The sequence below is a fragment of the Corynebacterium sp. 5QC2CO genome (genome assembly GCF_024580435.1).
GTDB lineage: Bacteria > Actinomycetota > Actinomycetes > Mycobacteriales > Mycobacteriaceae > Corynebacterium > Corynebacterium jeikeium_D.
This window is the reverse complement of the sequence record NZ_JANIKI010000012.1, coordinates 1-13,993: the sequence shown is the minus strand read 5'-3', so window position 1 is coordinate 13,993 and position 13,993 is coordinate 1. Positions and strand designations below refer to the sequence as shown.

Annotated in this window: 14 protein-coding genes, 1 tRNA gene and 1 riboswitch; of the genes, 13 read left to right on the top strand and 2 right to left on the bottom strand. The window is 59.8% G+C overall.

Features of this window, described 5'->3' with window-relative positions:
* Positions 1–13 precede the first annotated feature (13 nt).
* Both NQ014_RS09305 and NQ014_RS09300 read right to left on the bottom strand, forming a co-directional pair.
* Positions 14–790, bottom strand: a complete 777-nt coding sequence (locus tag NQ014_RS09305) for a queuosine precursor transporter (RefSeq protein WP_373467720.1) — start codon at positions 788–790, stop codon at positions 14–16.
* Positions 780–1,505: a helix-turn-helix transcriptional regulator gene (locus tag NQ014_RS09300; RefSeq protein ID WP_257074978.1), complete on the bottom strand. Its 726-nt coding sequence runs from the start codon at positions 1,503–1,505 to the stop codon at positions 780–782. Before NQ014_RS09300 ends, NQ014_RS09305 begins: the two co-directional genes overlap by 11 nt.
* A gap of 182 nt (positions 1,506–1,687) precedes the next feature.
* On the opposite strand from NQ014_RS09300, the gene NQ014_RS09295 reads away from it, so the two are divergent.
* From NQ014_RS09295 to NQ014_RS09235, 13 genes are all read left to right on the top strand, one after another.
* Entirely contained in the window at positions 1,688–2,863 is a 1,176-nt protein-coding gene (locus NQ014_RS09295; protein ID WP_257074977.1) for an MFS transporter, read from the top strand.
* Positions 2,859–3,989 (top strand): acyl-CoA dehydrogenase family protein, encoded by a 1,131-nt coding sequence (locus NQ014_RS10995; protein WP_373467721.1) that lies wholly within the window; start codon positions 2,859–2,861, stop codon positions 3,987–3,989. The genes NQ014_RS09295 and NQ014_RS10995 overlap by 5 nt, the downstream gene beginning before the upstream one ends.
* A complete protein-coding gene (locus tag NQ014_RS09285; protein ID WP_257074976.1) occupies positions 3,983–4,432 on the top strand; it encodes a thioesterase family protein in 450 nt (149 codons plus the stop codon). Before NQ014_RS10995 ends, NQ014_RS09285 begins: the two co-directional genes overlap by 7 nt.
* 64 nt (positions 4,433–4,496) lie before the next feature.
* A complete protein-coding gene (gluQRS, locus tag NQ014_RS09280; RefSeq protein WP_257074975.1) occupies positions 4,497–5,438 on the top strand; it encodes a tRNA glutamyl-Q(34) synthetase GluQRS in 942 nt (313 codons plus the stop codon).
* Between the two features lie 24 nt (positions 5,439–5,462).
* Complete coding sequence (locus NQ014_RS09275; RefSeq protein WP_076773150.1) at positions 5,463–5,915, top strand: flavodoxin family protein; 453 nt, start codon at positions 5,463–5,465, stop codon at positions 5,913–5,915.
* 38 nt (positions 5,916–5,953) lie between these two features.
* The gene (locus NQ014_RS09270) at positions 5,954–7,222 is read left to right on the top strand and encodes an Nramp family divalent metal transporter (RefSeq protein WP_257074974.1); all 1,269 of its coding nucleotides are present in this window, start codon (positions 5,954–5,956) and stop codon (positions 7,220–7,222) included.
* A 91-nt stretch (positions 7,223–7,313) separates the two neighbouring features.
* A riboswitch (SAM riboswitch) is annotated at positions 7,314–7,434 on the top strand.
* Positions 7,435–7,444: 10 nt separating this feature from the next.
* Positions 7,445–7,798: a hypothetical protein gene (locus NQ014_RS09265; protein WP_038627330.1), complete on the top strand. Its 354-nt coding sequence runs from the start codon at positions 7,445–7,447 to the stop codon at positions 7,796–7,798.
* Positions 7,799–7,900: 102 nt separating this feature from the next.
* Positions 7,901–9,421 (top strand): AMP nucleosidase, encoded by a 1,521-nt coding sequence (locus NQ014_RS09260; protein ID WP_257074973.1) that lies wholly within the window; start codon positions 7,901–7,903, stop codon positions 9,419–9,421.
* A 120-nt stretch (positions 9,422–9,541) separates the two neighbouring features.
* Positions 9,542–10,720, top strand: coding sequence for an HNH endonuclease signature motif containing protein (locus NQ014_RS09255; protein WP_257074972.1), 1,179 nt, complete (start codon positions 9,542–9,544; stop codon positions 10,718–10,720).
* A gap of 37 nt (positions 10,721–10,757) precedes the next feature.
* The gene (locus NQ014_RS09250) at positions 10,758–10,967 is read left to right on the top strand and encodes a heavy-metal-associated domain-containing protein (RefSeq protein ID WP_049172422.1); all 210 of its coding nucleotides are present in this window, start codon (positions 10,758–10,760) and stop codon (positions 10,965–10,967) included.
* Positions 10,968–10,987: 20 nt separating this feature from the next.
* Positions 10,988–13,198, top strand: coding sequence for a cation-translocating P-type ATPase (locus tag NQ014_RS09245; RefSeq protein ID WP_257074971.1), 2,211 nt, complete (start codon positions 10,988–10,990; stop codon positions 13,196–13,198).
* A complete protein-coding gene (locus tag NQ014_RS09240; RefSeq protein WP_070832679.1) occupies positions 13,191–13,538 on the top strand; it encodes a metal-sensitive transcriptional regulator in 348 nt (115 codons plus the stop codon). The genes NQ014_RS09245 and NQ014_RS09240 overlap by 8 nt, the downstream gene beginning before the upstream one ends.
* A 178-nt stretch (positions 13,539–13,716) precedes the next feature.
* Positions 13,717–13,802, top strand: a tRNA-Ser gene (locus tag NQ014_RS09235).
* The last annotated feature ends 191 nt before the right edge of the window (positions 13,803–13,993 follow it).

Here is a 13,993-nt window from a genome sequence, read left to right as displayed (position 1 = left end):
CACTTTTTCGTCGTTAAGCGGGAACGTGCGTGTCGTAGTAGCCTTCGCGGCGCTTGACCCACGCGATGACGGCGTAGGTGAGTGGCATGACTACGATCTCGACGGCGGTCTTCCAGGTAAAGCCGACGATGACGTAGTTGACGAAGGTGCCCCAGGTGTCGATGCCAATCGCGGTGGCGGCGATGGAGCAGAAGATGAGCGTATCGACGAACTCGCCAACCACAGTCGAGCCCATCAGGCGCGCCCAGAGAGCCTTTTCACCAGTGCGCTTCTTAATGGCGGTGAGCGACCAGGCGTTGAGCAGCTGACCGACGACATAACCGGCCAGACCTGCGAGAACAAGCTGCGGGACGGTGCCCAGGACGGTGGCGAATGCTTCCTGATTTTCGTACCACGGTGCCGCCGGGAGCTTGATGGCGGCAAAGAAGCAGAGCATTGCGCCGGCGAGGATGGCGAAACCGGTCCACACGGTGCGGCGGGTGGCTTTGTAGCCGTAGCACTCGGAAAGCACGTCGCCGATGACGTAGCTCAAGGGGAAGAGGAAGAAGGCGCCGTCGGTGGCCAGGCCGAAGATTTCCACGCCCTTGGTGGCGGTGATGTTGGAGACGATTAGCACGCCAATGAAAATGGCCGTGAACATCGGGTACAGCGATTTCGGTACCGGGATGTGGCGTGGCGTGGTTGCTGTGGATTCAAACTTAGTTGCGTTCTCGGGCGCGTGCGAGGTGCTCACAGCGGCAGCCTCGGCGTTGCCCGGCCCAGACTTGGGCAGGTTTTCGTTATTTGTCACGGGAGGGAATGTTACCTGCCGGCTGGGGCTCCAAGCGAGTGCCGATGAAGTCTTCGAGGCCGACTCTGCCTTCCTCTGTGAGTTCGAGTCCGCGGGAGTCGGGGATTGGGGTCAACCAACCCTTTGAAATGAGGCCACGCAGGAGCGCGGCGCCGAGCGATCCGGCCAGGTGAGAATCGGCGTGTGTCCAGTCGTTGCAGAGGAATGCTGTCTTCCTGCTTGCATCGAGGCTGGATAGGCCTGTGCCGAGGTAGGCGAAGCATTTCTCGGCGTTGGGGCCAAAGGTGATTTCACCGGCGTCGGTGATGAGTGCTTCTTTGGTGAACAGAGCCCGCGTGAGTTGTACTCCGAGGGATCCTGCCAGATGGTCGTAGCAAGACCGGGCGAAGGTAATTGCTGGTTGGTGCTCGGGGATGGGCGCGGCAGTGTCGGCGCCGGCAGCCTGGAAAAGATTGGCAATTACCTGGCGTATTGAAGGGTTAGCGATGGAATAGGTCGCGCTTTTCCCCTGTCGTTCGACATCGACGATTTCGGCTTCGCGGAGGCGCCGGAGATTGTTGGACAGCGTCGATTCGGCGATGTTGGTTGACTCGGCAAGTCTGCGCACGCGAGTGGGACCGTTTTTGAGAAGGTACTCCAGGATTGCCAGGCGCACAGGCGATGAGCATTCTGCGGCAATCGCGGCTGCCTGCTCGAAGTACGTGCGCTGTTTCATGGTGTTAGCGAATCACTTTGCGATGTTCGAAGCAAGTTACCGTACGCGGAAGAATGGACTGAAACGGGGTTTTAGTGCTGTTTCAAACGTGAGGCTAGATTGATTTCACCAAACCTCTAGCCGTACAACACATTCTGTGAAATCATACTTTTCATGAACGGAAAGTATGGACGGAGGTGGAAATGTCGGGTGAAGTTCAAGCTAATGTTCGAGATGGAGCAGCGCTAGCGCTTGGGCTGGTCATCGTAGTAATTGGAAGTACGATGCCCTCCGGTCTATATGCCTTATACCAGCATGATTGGGGTTTGAGTGCCAACAAAACGGTAGTTGTCTTTGCATGCTATGCGGTGGGTGTAGTGGTCACGCTCACATACGGACATTTGTCAGACTCGCTGGGGCGAAAGCCGATCGCACTAGTCAGTATGGCGCTGTCATTGGCATCAACCCTGATGTTTCTGGCGGCGGGGTTAGTCGATTCACATGAAATGGTTCTATATGCCGCTCGAGTGATTTCAGGATTCTCAGTCGGTCTCGCAACGGGATCATTTACTGCCTTGTTGCAGGAGAAATTACTCACGCATATCGGCGCGCTCACAAGTACGGTGGCGGTCTCTGGGGCATTAGCTTTAGGTCCGTTGTACTCGGCTGTGGTGGCACAGTTTTCATCGTCGCCGCTGCAGATGCCGTATTGGATCTACGCAGCGCTTACCGTGGTGTCGATGGTTGGTGTCGCTCGGGTGCGGGAGCGTAGCTTCGAGAGAAATTCAGCGAACTGGCGGCCGCAGTTTGGTGTGGCTCGGGCTGTGATTCGAGTTTTCATTCCGGGAGCGTTAGCGATTGGCTGTGCGTATGGAGTCAACGGTCTCTTTCAGTCCGTCGTCCCCCTGGCTGCGAAGGATATGGGCTTCGATACGCAGCTGAAGATCGCGTCGATTACAGCTTTGATGCTCGGAGTATCGGCAGTGACTCAGGTGATGCTCGGGCGGAGAGTGCAGCGGGTCTCGTATCCGGTGGGGCTGGTGATTCTCGCGCTCGGGCTGGGCGGCGTAACACTGAGTTTGCTTAGCTCAAATGCTGTTTTGCTGATTATCGCAACCGTTATCTGTGGTGTCGGCCAAGGGATTTCTTTCAAGTATTCGCTGCTGCGAGTTTCCGAAGCGGCACGTGGAAAGGATCTTGCTGCGACTGTTTCCAGCTACTACATCGTGGGCTACGTGGGAACGGCAGTTGGCCCGCTCGCAGCGGGGCTAAGCGGTGGAAGTAGCGCGATAGTCGGGATTGTGTGTATTGCATTCGCGGTCGTAGCTGTAGTGGTTGCGGTGATGGGTAGTCGAGAAGTCAGATTGGAGAAAAATTAAGTCGTATGAAATATTCCTTGAACGAGCAACCGAAGAATTCGGCAATATAAGCTGCAAAGAAAGCTCGATTGAATTTTCGAGAGAAGTATGTCGAATAGTAGGACGCATGGGGTGGGCTGGGCTTTCTATTCCTGTAGATTTTGGCGGTGCGGGTGCATCTCATGTAGAACGTCTATTTTCAATCCAGGCTTCGTCTCACTGTGATCCAAGCATCGGCGTTTTAGTGCAGTCCGTTCAGTTAGGATTAGCGGTATTCTTAAATGCGAGCAAGGAGCAGAAACAAGAATGGTTACCACCGCTGTGTAGCGGAGAGAAAATTTCCTCAATTTGCTTAACAGAGCCCGTATCCGGGTCGAATCTTGCGAAAATGGAGACACGGATACTTAAAGGGGCGATGGAATCTTCCTTAGTGGGGAAGAAGGGTTTTATCGTTAACTCGCATATAGCAGATGTGCATGGTGTTGTTGCTAGAAATGTTAATGGATCGGTAGGCGATAATTTTTTGGCAGTTATTGTGCCGGCTGATTCGCGGAATATTCAGGCGGGAAACACGTATTTATTGCCGGGGCTTGAAGGAGTTAATATTGGAAGTGTTGAATTCGTTGATGGCTGCAGTGTGACCAATAACAATATCCTCTCCGACAAAGATGGATTGGAGGTAGCTCATCGTTCGATAACGCTGTTCGGAAAGCTCAACTTGGCAGCAGTTGCTTTGGGAATTCAGCAGAAGGCGTTGGATATTACCAAGGCATATCTAAGATCTGAAACGGGTAAGTTAAAAAACCTATCTCAAAAAAGTGCGATCCGTGGACTGCTTGGCAATGTCAATCGCCGATTTGTTATTTCAAACGCAGCGTGCGTTTCTGCAGCGGCTAGCTTAGATCGCGGAACGCCCAATGAGCCGCTAATCCTCGCAGCGAAAACCGAATCTGTTAACAGTGCAATTACGACTGTAGTTGACTGCATGAACGTGCTTGGAGCGCGTGGCGGGCTGGTCGAAACTGGATTAACTGATTTGCTTTTAGCTGCAACTCAGATTCAGTATCCCGCTGGTACAGCAAGTGTAAATAATAAACGCCTAGCTGATGACTGCTTAGGTGCTTATAGAGAGGTAGGGTTATGGTGAAAAGTATTCTTGAAAAAACCTATGCTTTTAGGTATACAATCCCCGAAGGTAAGACAGTTCCCGATTTGTATCCCGACGAGGACGAATTTGCCTCAATGCCTCCGATATTTGCAACGGGTTTTACGGTGGGATTGTTGGAACTTGCCTGTATTAAGCACCTTGATTCTGAAAAACTATTGAACCCAGGAGAGATGAGCTTGGGGTTCGGTGTGAATATACGTCACACGGCTCCATGCACTGAGGGGGTTGAGCTTGAGGTGCGTGCAAAATGCATCATGCAGGCTAGAAATCGCTTTAAATGGGAAGTGTCTGCAACACTGGGTGAGCTAGTGATTGCCACTGGTATCCATGAGCGGGTCTGCGTTAACAGGGACGTATTTACAAACGAGTTAGACAGAAGTATGAGTCTATATGGCGGTAAAACCCTGCGTGATGGACTTTAATCGCTAATTCCATTGTGGGATTCCAGTGAAGTGCGTTCAGCATATTTGGCGTTATTCTCGACCTATGTTTGGCTTCGCTCTTCAACCACATCAGAGACCTCCCACCGGCCGCTACGCCCCTTCGCCGACCGGTCGGCTGCACCTGGGAAACCTGCGCACCGCAGTGTTGGCCTGGGCGCACGCCCGTGCGCAGGGCGGTCGCTTCATCGTGCGTATCGAGGACATCGACCGCCAGCGCTCCCGCCCCGAGTATGAGGCGCAGCAGCTCGCCGATCTCGAGGCCATCGGTATCGACTGGGATGGCACGCCGGTCCGCCAGTCCGAACGCTCTGAGCTGTATGAATCCGCACTTTCCGACCTCACGCAACGCGGCCTGACTTATCCCTGCTTCTGCACGCGCCGCGAAATCCTCGCCGCCTCCTCCGCGCCCCATGGCGTGCCGGGGCAGTATCCCGGCACGTGCCGTTCGCTTGACGACGAGCACCTCTCCGCGAAGAAGGCCGAATTTGCGGCGGCTGGGAGAAGGCCGTCGCTACGCCTGAAATCTCAGGTGAGTGAGGGGACTGCGACCGATGAGCTGCATGGCGAGATTACCGCCCCGATCGATGACTTTGTCCTTCAGCGTGCCGATGGCATGTGGGCCTACAACCTCGCGGTCGTTGTCGATGATGCCGAGCAGGGTGTGACCGAGGTCGTGCGTGGTGATGACCTGATGGCCTCCGCCCCGCGCCAGGCGTACCTGGCTGGTCTTTTGGGGTATGCGGCGCCTTCGTTCGTGCACGTTCCACTGGTGGTGAACTCTGAAGGACGGCGACTGTCCAAGCGTGATGGTGACGTGACTCTCGGCGAGGTGTCCGTGGGTGCAGCGCAGCGGTGGATTCTGGATTCGCTCGGTGGCGGTGTTGGTAGCGATGGTGGCGCGAGCGCAGAGCTCGACTCCATTGCCGACCTCCCTGAAGCCTTGCGTGCGGGTCTGAAAATTCCTCGCGAACAGGTGATTTTCTAGGGGGCGCTTCGATACCCTCGGGGCATGCCTACTCTTCTTGTCGTCCACCATTCCCCAACCCCGCTCCTGCAGGAAGTCTTAAGCCACGTGCTCGAGGGCGCCAACGACCCCGCGCTAGAGGGCGTGGATGTCAAGGTTGTCGAGGCTCTCGACGCCACCATCGATGACCTGACCAGCGCCGACGCTATCCTGCTCGGTACCTCCGCCAACTTTGGATACATCTCCGGCGCGCTCAAGCACTTCTTCGACACCACCTTCCGGGAGGCGCAGGAAGCCACTAAGGGGCTGCCATTTTCCTACTGGATCCGCGGCGGCTTCGACACCACCGGCGCGGAAAACGCCATGAAAACCATCACGACCGGCTACAAGTGGGAGCTTGCGGCCGAGCCCGTCGTGTTTGTCGGTTCGCTTGACGACGACATCCCCGACCGCCTGGTGAATCTCGGTGGCACCATGGCTGCCCAAATTTTGGGCTGATTGAAGATTTAGTATCGAGGCCGTGAAATAATGGCCGGGTGAAAGATTCAGGGACACAAGGGTCGCAAGTGACGTCGTCAAGCGAGAAAAACCGCAAGCCCATGATGAGTCTGCTGGGGCCTGCGTTTGTGGCGGCGATTGCCTACGTGGACCCCGGAAATGTGGCTGCGAACCTGTCTGCGGGCGCGAGCTACGGGTATCTGCTGCTGTGGGTGCTGGTCGTGTCCAACCTCATGGCGATGGTTGTGCAGTACCTGTCAGCGAAGTATGGCCTGGTGACGGGGCGGTCGCTGACCGAAGGCGTTGCCGACCGCTTCGGTTCGAACCGGCCGGGGCGGCTGGCGTACTGGGTGCAGGCCGAGATTGTGGCGGCAGCGACGGATGTGGCGGAAATTATTGGTGGTGCCACCGCGCTGTATCTGCTCTTTGGAACGCCGATGCTACTCGGTGGCGTCATCGTCGGTGCGGTCTCGCTGGGGCTGTTGCTGCTGCAGGGTGGGCGTTCGCAACGCACTTTTGAAGGCGTAATTGTGGCGTTCCTGCTGGTCATTACGGTGGGGTTCCTCGCCGGGCTGTTTGTCACGGGCCTGAGTCTCGGGGAGATGGCCAGCGGAATTCTGCCGCGCTTCCAAGGCGCGCACACCGTGGTGCTGGCGGCATCCATGCTGGGTGCGACCGTGATGCCGCATGCGGTCTACCTGCACTCCGGGCTGGTGCGCGACCGCGAGTACAAGGTGGAAGATGATGCTTCGCTGCGCCAGCACCTGCGGGCCACGCGCCTCGATGTCTTCGGCGCCCTCGTGCTGGCTGGGTCGGTGAATATCGGCATGCTGTGTCTCGCGGCCGAAGCGCTTCCGGGAGTGGAGGGGACTGACTCCATCGAAGGCGCTCACGCTGCCGTGACCAGCGTGCTTGGCCCCGTGGTGGGCGTGCTCTTCGGCGTTGGGTTGTTGGCCTCCGGGCTGGCGTCGTCCTCTGTCGGTTGCTACGCCGGTGACCTGATTATGCGCGACCTGCTGAAGGTGCACGTGCCGTTGCTGGTGCGCCGAATAGTCACCATCATTCCGGCGCTGCTCATTATCGCCAGCGGCGTGGAGCCGACGTGGGCGCTGGTGCTCAGCCAGGTGGTGCTGTCGATTGGCATCCCGTTTGCGCTGGTCCCGCTGGTGCGCATGACCTCCTCGCATGCCGAGATGGGCATCTGGGCCAACACCCCACTACTGCGCCGAATTGCGTGGGTTATCTGCGGGCTCATCATCGCGCTCAACGTGGCGCTGGTGGTCCTGGTGCTGACGGGGAAGGGGTAGCTTCCGGGGGGGGGGGGAGGTGGGGCCTCGTCGTAAAGCGTGCGTGCGATGGTAGACAAAGCTGTCTAGTTGGTGTTAGGGTGGGCGACACGATCACAAGATATCGACGAGAAATGGCCTTTGACAGCGTCGATAGGCAACCGCCCGATTCGCGGACCCGGTGCCCCAAAGGAAGATCAGCCCCACAGACCGCCTGCGGGGAAGAGCGAATAGGAGCGCCAAATGCACACCACAATAAGCGACGTCCACATCATCCACCTCAGCCGTCACACCGCTGACCTCCTCGTCGACGGCCGACCCGTCGCCATCCGACTGCAAGAAGCAGACATCGACCCCCACTCCCGGAATCTCGTCCAACTACCCGTCGACCCCGCCTTCTACGCCACCCTCCGCGGACAACAACGCGCCGACTACCTCAGCGCCCACGTCCGCGACGGCGTGCGCTACGGCCGCATCCTCTGGCACGAGCTTGACGACGGCCGTCACTTCCTCACCATCCCCACCGTCGGCGGCTACCACGTGCACCAGGTCTTTGAGGTCCGCCGCAGCCGCGAAGGAGTGTGGAGCCGGCACTGAGCTGGCTCGGTGAGCGTGGCGTTGCGTGGATGAGCGTGGCGCGTCTGGCGTGATGAGCGTGGCGCGGATGCGCGCGGGAACCTCTCCGCCTAGCCTTGGGATATGCAGGTACGAGACTCCGCAACACCCCCGTTCTGGCCCACCGAAGGCGAAGGCGACTTCTACACCGACGCCGCCGCAGCCGTCGACCGGCTCACCGAAATCCACCGGGCAGGGATGGCCTACCTAGTCGAGCAATACACCGCCGCCACCGAAGGAAATTCCGGGAGTGGGCCGGTGCGCGCCTACTACCCCGAACTACGCTTCACCGTCCCGGCCGGCAGCGCCGTCGAGGATGTCGACCCCTCTCTGTCACATGGCTTCGTCGACCGTCCGGGAGTGTATGCCACCACCATCACCCGCCCGGTGATGTTCCGCACCTACCTCATCGAGCAAATCACCGACCTGCTCACCAACCACGGCGGCGAAGTCGAGGTGCGCGTCTCCGACCAGCCCATCCCACTCCGGATGTGCCGCGGATTCGACGCGGCCGCCGAGGAAGCGGCGGGGAGGGAAGGGGCGTCGGCAAGCATGCTGGCGGCAGTGGAGAAGACGTTTACCCCCATCGACTCCGCCTGCATCGACGACACCATCGCCGATGGCGAAGCCGACTACCTGGGCCTTCTCGTTAAACCCTTGAGCCTCTTTACCGCCCAGCGCATCGACCTCGCCCTCCAGCGCCTCGAGCACTACACCGGCTCGCACGCCGCAAACATCCAGCGCTTCGTGCTGTTTACCAACTATCAGCTGCACACCGACGTGTTCCTCGAATACGCCGCCACCCTCACTCCCGGAAATCCGCACGGGTACACGGCGCTGGTGTGCCCGGGTGGGAAGCGCTACGACATTGGCGCCATCCCCACTCCCGGAATTTGCCGTCAGCACGCGCACGCCTCGCAGATGCCGGCGTACCACCTGCTTCGCGACGACCAATGCGGCATCACCATCATCGACATCGGCGTCGGCCCCTCGAATGCCAAAACCATCACCGACTGCCTCGCCGTCACGCGACCGCACTGCTGGATGATGGTCGGACACTGCGCCGGCCTCGACGGTCGCATGCGCATCGGCGACATGATTCTCGCCAACGGCTACGACCGCGCCGACGGAGTCCTCGACAACTACGTGCCCCTGGAAAAACCCATCCCACCGATTGCGGAAATCCAGCTCGCCGTCACTAACGCGCTCGCACGTGTCTCCGGACTCACCGGCGATGAGCTGAAAAAGCGCCTGCGCACCGGCACCGTACTGTCGACCTCCGACCGCAACTGGGAGTGGCGCTCCCAGGCCGACCTCTACCGTGAGCTGCAGAAATCCACCGCCATCGGCGTCGAAATGGAATCCGCCACCATCGCCGCCAACGGCTACCGCTTCCGCGTGCCCTACGGCGCGCTGCTCAGCGTCTCCGACATGCCGCTGCACGACAAACCCAAACTCCCGAAATCCGCCCGCGAGTTCTACCAGTCCTCCAAGGAAGAGCACCTCATGGCCGCCGTGCGCGCGTGTGAGGACATGGCCGCCGCTCCCGACACCCTCCACTCCCGGAAGTTGCGCCGGCCGGTGGGAGAGGTCGCGTTCCGGTAGGGCACTTTCGGGAGCGCGTCGTCAAGCCCGTTTGTGCAGATTGTGCATGCTTTACGACGGCTGTGGACAACGCCAAAAAGCGATTGAAGCCGCCCACTCCCGGAAACTAGCCTTAGCCCCATGACGACATTGGGACTGCTCAGCGCGCTGGCGACACGGGGGATTGACGTGCTCGCCGACCTGCGCGCCGCACTCCCGGAAAAATCCACCGGACACCGGGAGTTGGCAGCCAGCATCGGCTTCGATCCCTTCCGGCTCAAGCGCCTGCTGCGCTGCGCCGAGCGGCTGTTCGGCACCGTCGAGGGCGATGTGGACGTCGAATCGCGCGACAAGGCCGTCGCGATCGCCCGGGAGTTGAAGCTGTCGCTGGACACGGTCATGCAGATCGACAAGCGCTCCGGGCAGCTCAACAACGTCGAAATCCGGGAGTATTACCGCCTGGACTTCACCCGCGCCGCCGCGGCCTACGACTTCGAGGGCCTCGACACCTACATGCGCACCAAGGTCAAGGAGCTCAACCGCACCGACGAGCCGCCGCAGCACCTGCGCGCCCACGTCTCCCGGAATCCGGACATCCGCGGGATGAAGCATCTGCAGGTCACCGGTCCGGCGAACATGATTGACGACCTGGTCGCGCCGCTGACCGTGCGCGCAGCTGAAATCGCCAAAGCGCACGAGGATTACACCCGGGATCGGTGTGTCGGTCAGGCGCTGGCAGAACGCCTGGCGCACGGGTCGGAGGGGCCGCTTGACGACGTCGACAAGCTCCGTTACCAGCCCGCGCTCATCGTAACCGCACAAGACATCGTGGAGTACAGCCCGCGGTTTGCGGCGACCTCCAACGGTTCCGTCCTCACTCCCGGACAATTCGTCGAGGCATTGCTCGCGGATACCGGCTGGGTGCTGGTCTACGACGAGCACAACACGCCGACCGACCTACTCCCGATACACAACCCGCGCCTGGCGACGGAGGAACAGCGCATCGCGATGATCCTCGACAATCCCATCTGCGCGTGGCCCGGGTGTCCGCGCCCCGCCCACGCCGGGCAGGCCCATCACCTGGTCGCCAGGAAAAACGGGGGCGCCACGACCATAGAAAACATGGTCATGACCTGCAAAGAACACAACGCCGCCAACGATGACGACAGGCAAGGCCTCAACGGGCACCTCGAGCGTGACGACGGCTCCGGCGCGGTCTACCTCCACCCGCCGTCTCCGCACGCGCCGCCCGAATTCAACCTTGCCTTCCCGACAGCTCTCGCGGGGCGGGCCTACTCGGGCTACCGCCAGCGCGAATAGCTTTACAGATATACCCATAGGGGGTATATCTTGGGGTATGGCTAATCAAACTTTTACTGTTACTGGCATGACATGCGGACACTGCGAGGCATCGGTGCGGGAGGAAGTCTCTGAACTCCCGGGAATCACTGATGTCCAGGTTGACCGCTCCCGGAATTTCCTTTCCGTGACCTCGGATGCAGACATTGACACCGCTGCCGTAATCGCAGCAGTGGATGAAGCTGGCTACAAGGCGGTCGCAAACTAAACCCCCAAAGAGGAAAGCGGATGTCTGAGCAGCAACTTCTCACCCTTGATATCCCCGTCGGCGGGATGACGTGTGCGTCGTGCGCAAACCGTGTTCAACGCAAGCTGAACAAACTTGATGGCGTTAACGCGAGCGTGAACTATGCGACCGAGAAGGCGCATGTGGAGGCGCCGGCGGACATCAACCCGCAGCAACTGATCGACACAATCGTGGCAGCGGGGTACACCGCTGAGCTTCCGCAGGAGGAGCCCGAACAGGAACCGGGTGCTGCTCCCGAAGGGAAAGACCGGGAGCTGGAAGACCTGCGCAACCGAGTCATCGGCGCTGTCATCCTCACCGCTCCCGTCATCGCAATGTCGATGATTCCTGCCCTCCAGTTCACTAATTGGCAGTGGCTGTGTCTCACGCTCTCGGCGCCGGTCTTTGTGTGGGCCGGCTGGCCGTTCCACCGCGCGACACTGAAGAATCTGCGTCATGGCGAGGTCACCATGGACACGCTGATCACTATGGGGACGACCGCTTCGTTCCTCTGGAGTGTGTGGGCGTTGTTCTTCGGGCGTGCCGGGCTGCCGGGGCTCAAGCACGAGTTCCACTTCACGGTCACTCCTGGTGATGCCGATATGAACATCTACCTCGAGGCGATGGCCGGCATCATCATGTTTGTGCTGATTGGTCGTTACTTCGAGAAGCGCTCCAAGCGCAACGCCGGTCAGGCGCTCCGGGAGTTGATGAAGCTTGGCGCCAAGGATGTCTCCATTCTCGAAAGTTCGGGAGTGGAGAAGCGGCTGCCCGTGGAACAGCTCCGTCCGGGAGTGGTGTTCGTCGTTAGGCCTGGTGAGAAAATCGCGACGGACGGCGTTGTCGTGGAGGGCGCGTCGGCGGTGGATGCGTCGATGCTGACCGGCGAACCGATGCCTGTCGAGGTCGGCCCTGGCGATGAGGTGACGGGGGCGACGATTAATACGTCGGGGCGGCTGCTCGTGCGGGCGACGCGCGTCGGCTCGGAGACGCAGTTGGCGCAGATGGCGGCGATGGTCGAGGCGTCGCAGACGGGTAAGGCGCCGGTGCAGCGGCTGGCGGATCGGGTTTCGGGAGTGTTCGTGCCCGCCGTCATCGCGATTGCCGCGGTCACGCTGGGCGCGTGGTTGCTTACAGGGCACGGCGCGAGTGAGGCGGTCACGGCTGCGGTCGCCGTGCTCATCATCGCGTGCCCGTGTGCGCTTGGCTTAGCGACGCCCACAGCGCTCCTGGTCGGCACGAGTGAAGGTGCCAAGGCTGGTGTGCTGCTGCGTGGTCCGGAGGTGCTGGAGTCGGCGCGGAAGGTCGACACGGTTGTGCTGGATAAGACCGGCACGGTGACTACGGGTGTGATGGAGTTGACGGAGGTCCCTCCCACTCCCGAAAATCTGCTGCCGCTTGCCGCTTCGGTGGAGGCGGCGTCGCACCACCCGATTGCGCAGGCTATTGTGCGTGCGGTGGATCCGGATTCTCTACTCCCGGTTTCGGATTTCCGGGATATTCCGGGAGTGGGGGTTGAAGGCACCGTGGATGGCCACCGCATCGAGGTCGGCCGCTCCGGGGAAAATTCCGGGAGTGGGGGGACGGTGGTTGCGGTGCGCCGCGACGGCGAGCTCCTGGGCACGTTGGAGGTGTCGGATTCGGTGAAGCCGACGTCGGCGGCTGCGGTCGCGAAGTTCCGGGAGTGGGGGGTGCGGCCGATTCTGCTGACCGGCGACGCTGCCGGCCCTGCGTTTCGGGTTGCGGATGAGGTCGGTATTGCTCGCGGGGATGTGATTTCGGGAGTGATGCCGGAGGATAAGGTCGCGACGATTGAGAAGTTGCAGGCTGGCGGTGCGTGTGTGGCGATGGTCGGTGATGGCATCAATGATGCGGCGGCTCTTGCGCAGGCGGATTTGGGCATGGCGATGGGCACGGGCACCGATGTGGCGATGGAGGCCGCGGATATCACGCTGGTGCGTGGTGATTTGTTGGCGGCTGCGGATGCGCTGCGGTTGTCGCGTCGGACGCTCCGCACGATTCGTTCGAATCTTTTTTGGGCGTTTTTCTACAACGTTTTGGCAATTCCTGTCGCCGCGCTGGGGTTGTTGAATCCGATGTTGGCTGGCGCTGCGATGGCGTTTTCGTCGGTTTTTGTGGTCGGCAACAGTCTGCGTCTGCGCGGTTTTTCTCCGAGTCAACCAGATAGTCAAAAAGGAGTAACTCATGAGTGAGTCTTGTTGTTCGTCGCAATCGCATTCGCTTGACGACGGTTCTTGCTGCCATGACACCACTGATCCCGGTTATCTCTCAGAGAAGCGGCGTTATGAGTCCCGTATTCGTCGCATCGAGGGGCAGGTTCGTGGCATTGGTCGGATGATTGAGAACGAAGAGTACTGTATTGATGTTTTGACCCAGATTTCGGCGGTGAATTCGGCGTTGAAGTCGTTGGCGTTAACTCTTCTGGATGCTCACCTCCATCACTGTGTGGTGCATGCGGCTGAGGGCGGCCCGGAGGAGTTGGATGCCAAGCTGGAGGAGGCCTCGGCGGCGATTGCTCGGCTGGCTAAGTAACTCCCGGAAAAATTCCGGGAGTGGGGGTGGGGCGAATCAGCAGTCGGCAGTCGGCAACCGGCGTCGGTTGCTGTTGGTTGCACCGATTGTGCGGGAGTGCCGCTTGAATGTCTCGTTTTCCCTGGTAGAGGGCGCGTTTTGGGAAAATGGGGTTTGTTGGGTAGTCTTTAACGACGTTGGAGGATTCGACTAGCGGCCTATGTCACACGCCTGGAACGCGTGCGGGAGTCACATCCCTCGTGGGTTCAAATCCCACATCCTCCGCAGGTTGAAAACCCCCGGTTTACGCCGGGGGTTTTCTTGTATTTATGCAGGTGAGTGGATTCGCGGGTTAAACGACAAAATGTGTGTCTGGCTCGGCGTGTCGCGCGGGGGTTAGATTTGGCCTTTCTGGATGCCGATTGAGTGGGTGTAGTCGGTGTCGATAGCGTTGTCGTAGAGGGCTGGTCGTCCTG

Coding starts and splice junctions, on each gene's coding strand:
- NQ014_RS09245 (WP_257074971.1), top strand. CDS start 10,988: ATGTCTGAGCAGCAACTTCTCACCCTTGATATCCCCGTCGGCGGGATG.
- NQ014_RS09240 (WP_070832679.1), top strand. CDS start 13,191: ATGAGTGAGTCTTGTTGTTCGTCGCAATCGCATTCGCTTGACGACGGT.
- NQ014_RS09255 (WP_257074972.1), top strand. CDS start 9,542: ATGACGACATTGGGACTGCTCAGCGCGCTGGCGACACGGGGGATTGAC.
- NQ014_RS09295 (WP_257074977.1), top strand. CDS start 1,688: ATGTCGGGTGAAGTTCAAGCTAATGTTCGAGATGGAGCAGCGCTAGCG.
- NQ014_RS09260 (WP_257074973.1), top strand. CDS start 7,901: ATGCAGGTACGAGACTCCGCAACACCCCCGTTCTGGCCCACCGAAGGC.
- gluQRS (WP_257074975.1), top strand. CDS start 4,497: ATGTTTGGCTTCGCTCTTCAACCACATCAGAGACCTCCCACCGGCCGC.
- NQ014_RS09285 (WP_257074976.1), top strand. CDS start 3,983: ATGGTGAAAAGTATTCTTGAAAAAACCTATGCTTTTAGGTATACAATC.
- NQ014_RS09300 (WP_257074978.1), bottom strand. CDS start 1,505: ATGAAACAGCGCACGTACTTCGAGCAGGCAGCCGCGATTGCCGCAGAA.
- NQ014_RS09250 (WP_049172422.1), top strand. CDS start 10,758: ATGGCTAATCAAACTTTTACTGTTACTGGCATGACATGCGGACACTGC.
- NQ014_RS09265 (WP_038627330.1), top strand. CDS start 7,445: ATGCACACCACAATAAGCGACGTCCACATCATCCACCTCAGCCGTCAC.
- NQ014_RS09275 (WP_076773150.1), top strand. CDS start 5,463: ATGCCTACTCTTCTTGTCGTCCACCATTCCCCAACCCCGCTCCTGCAG.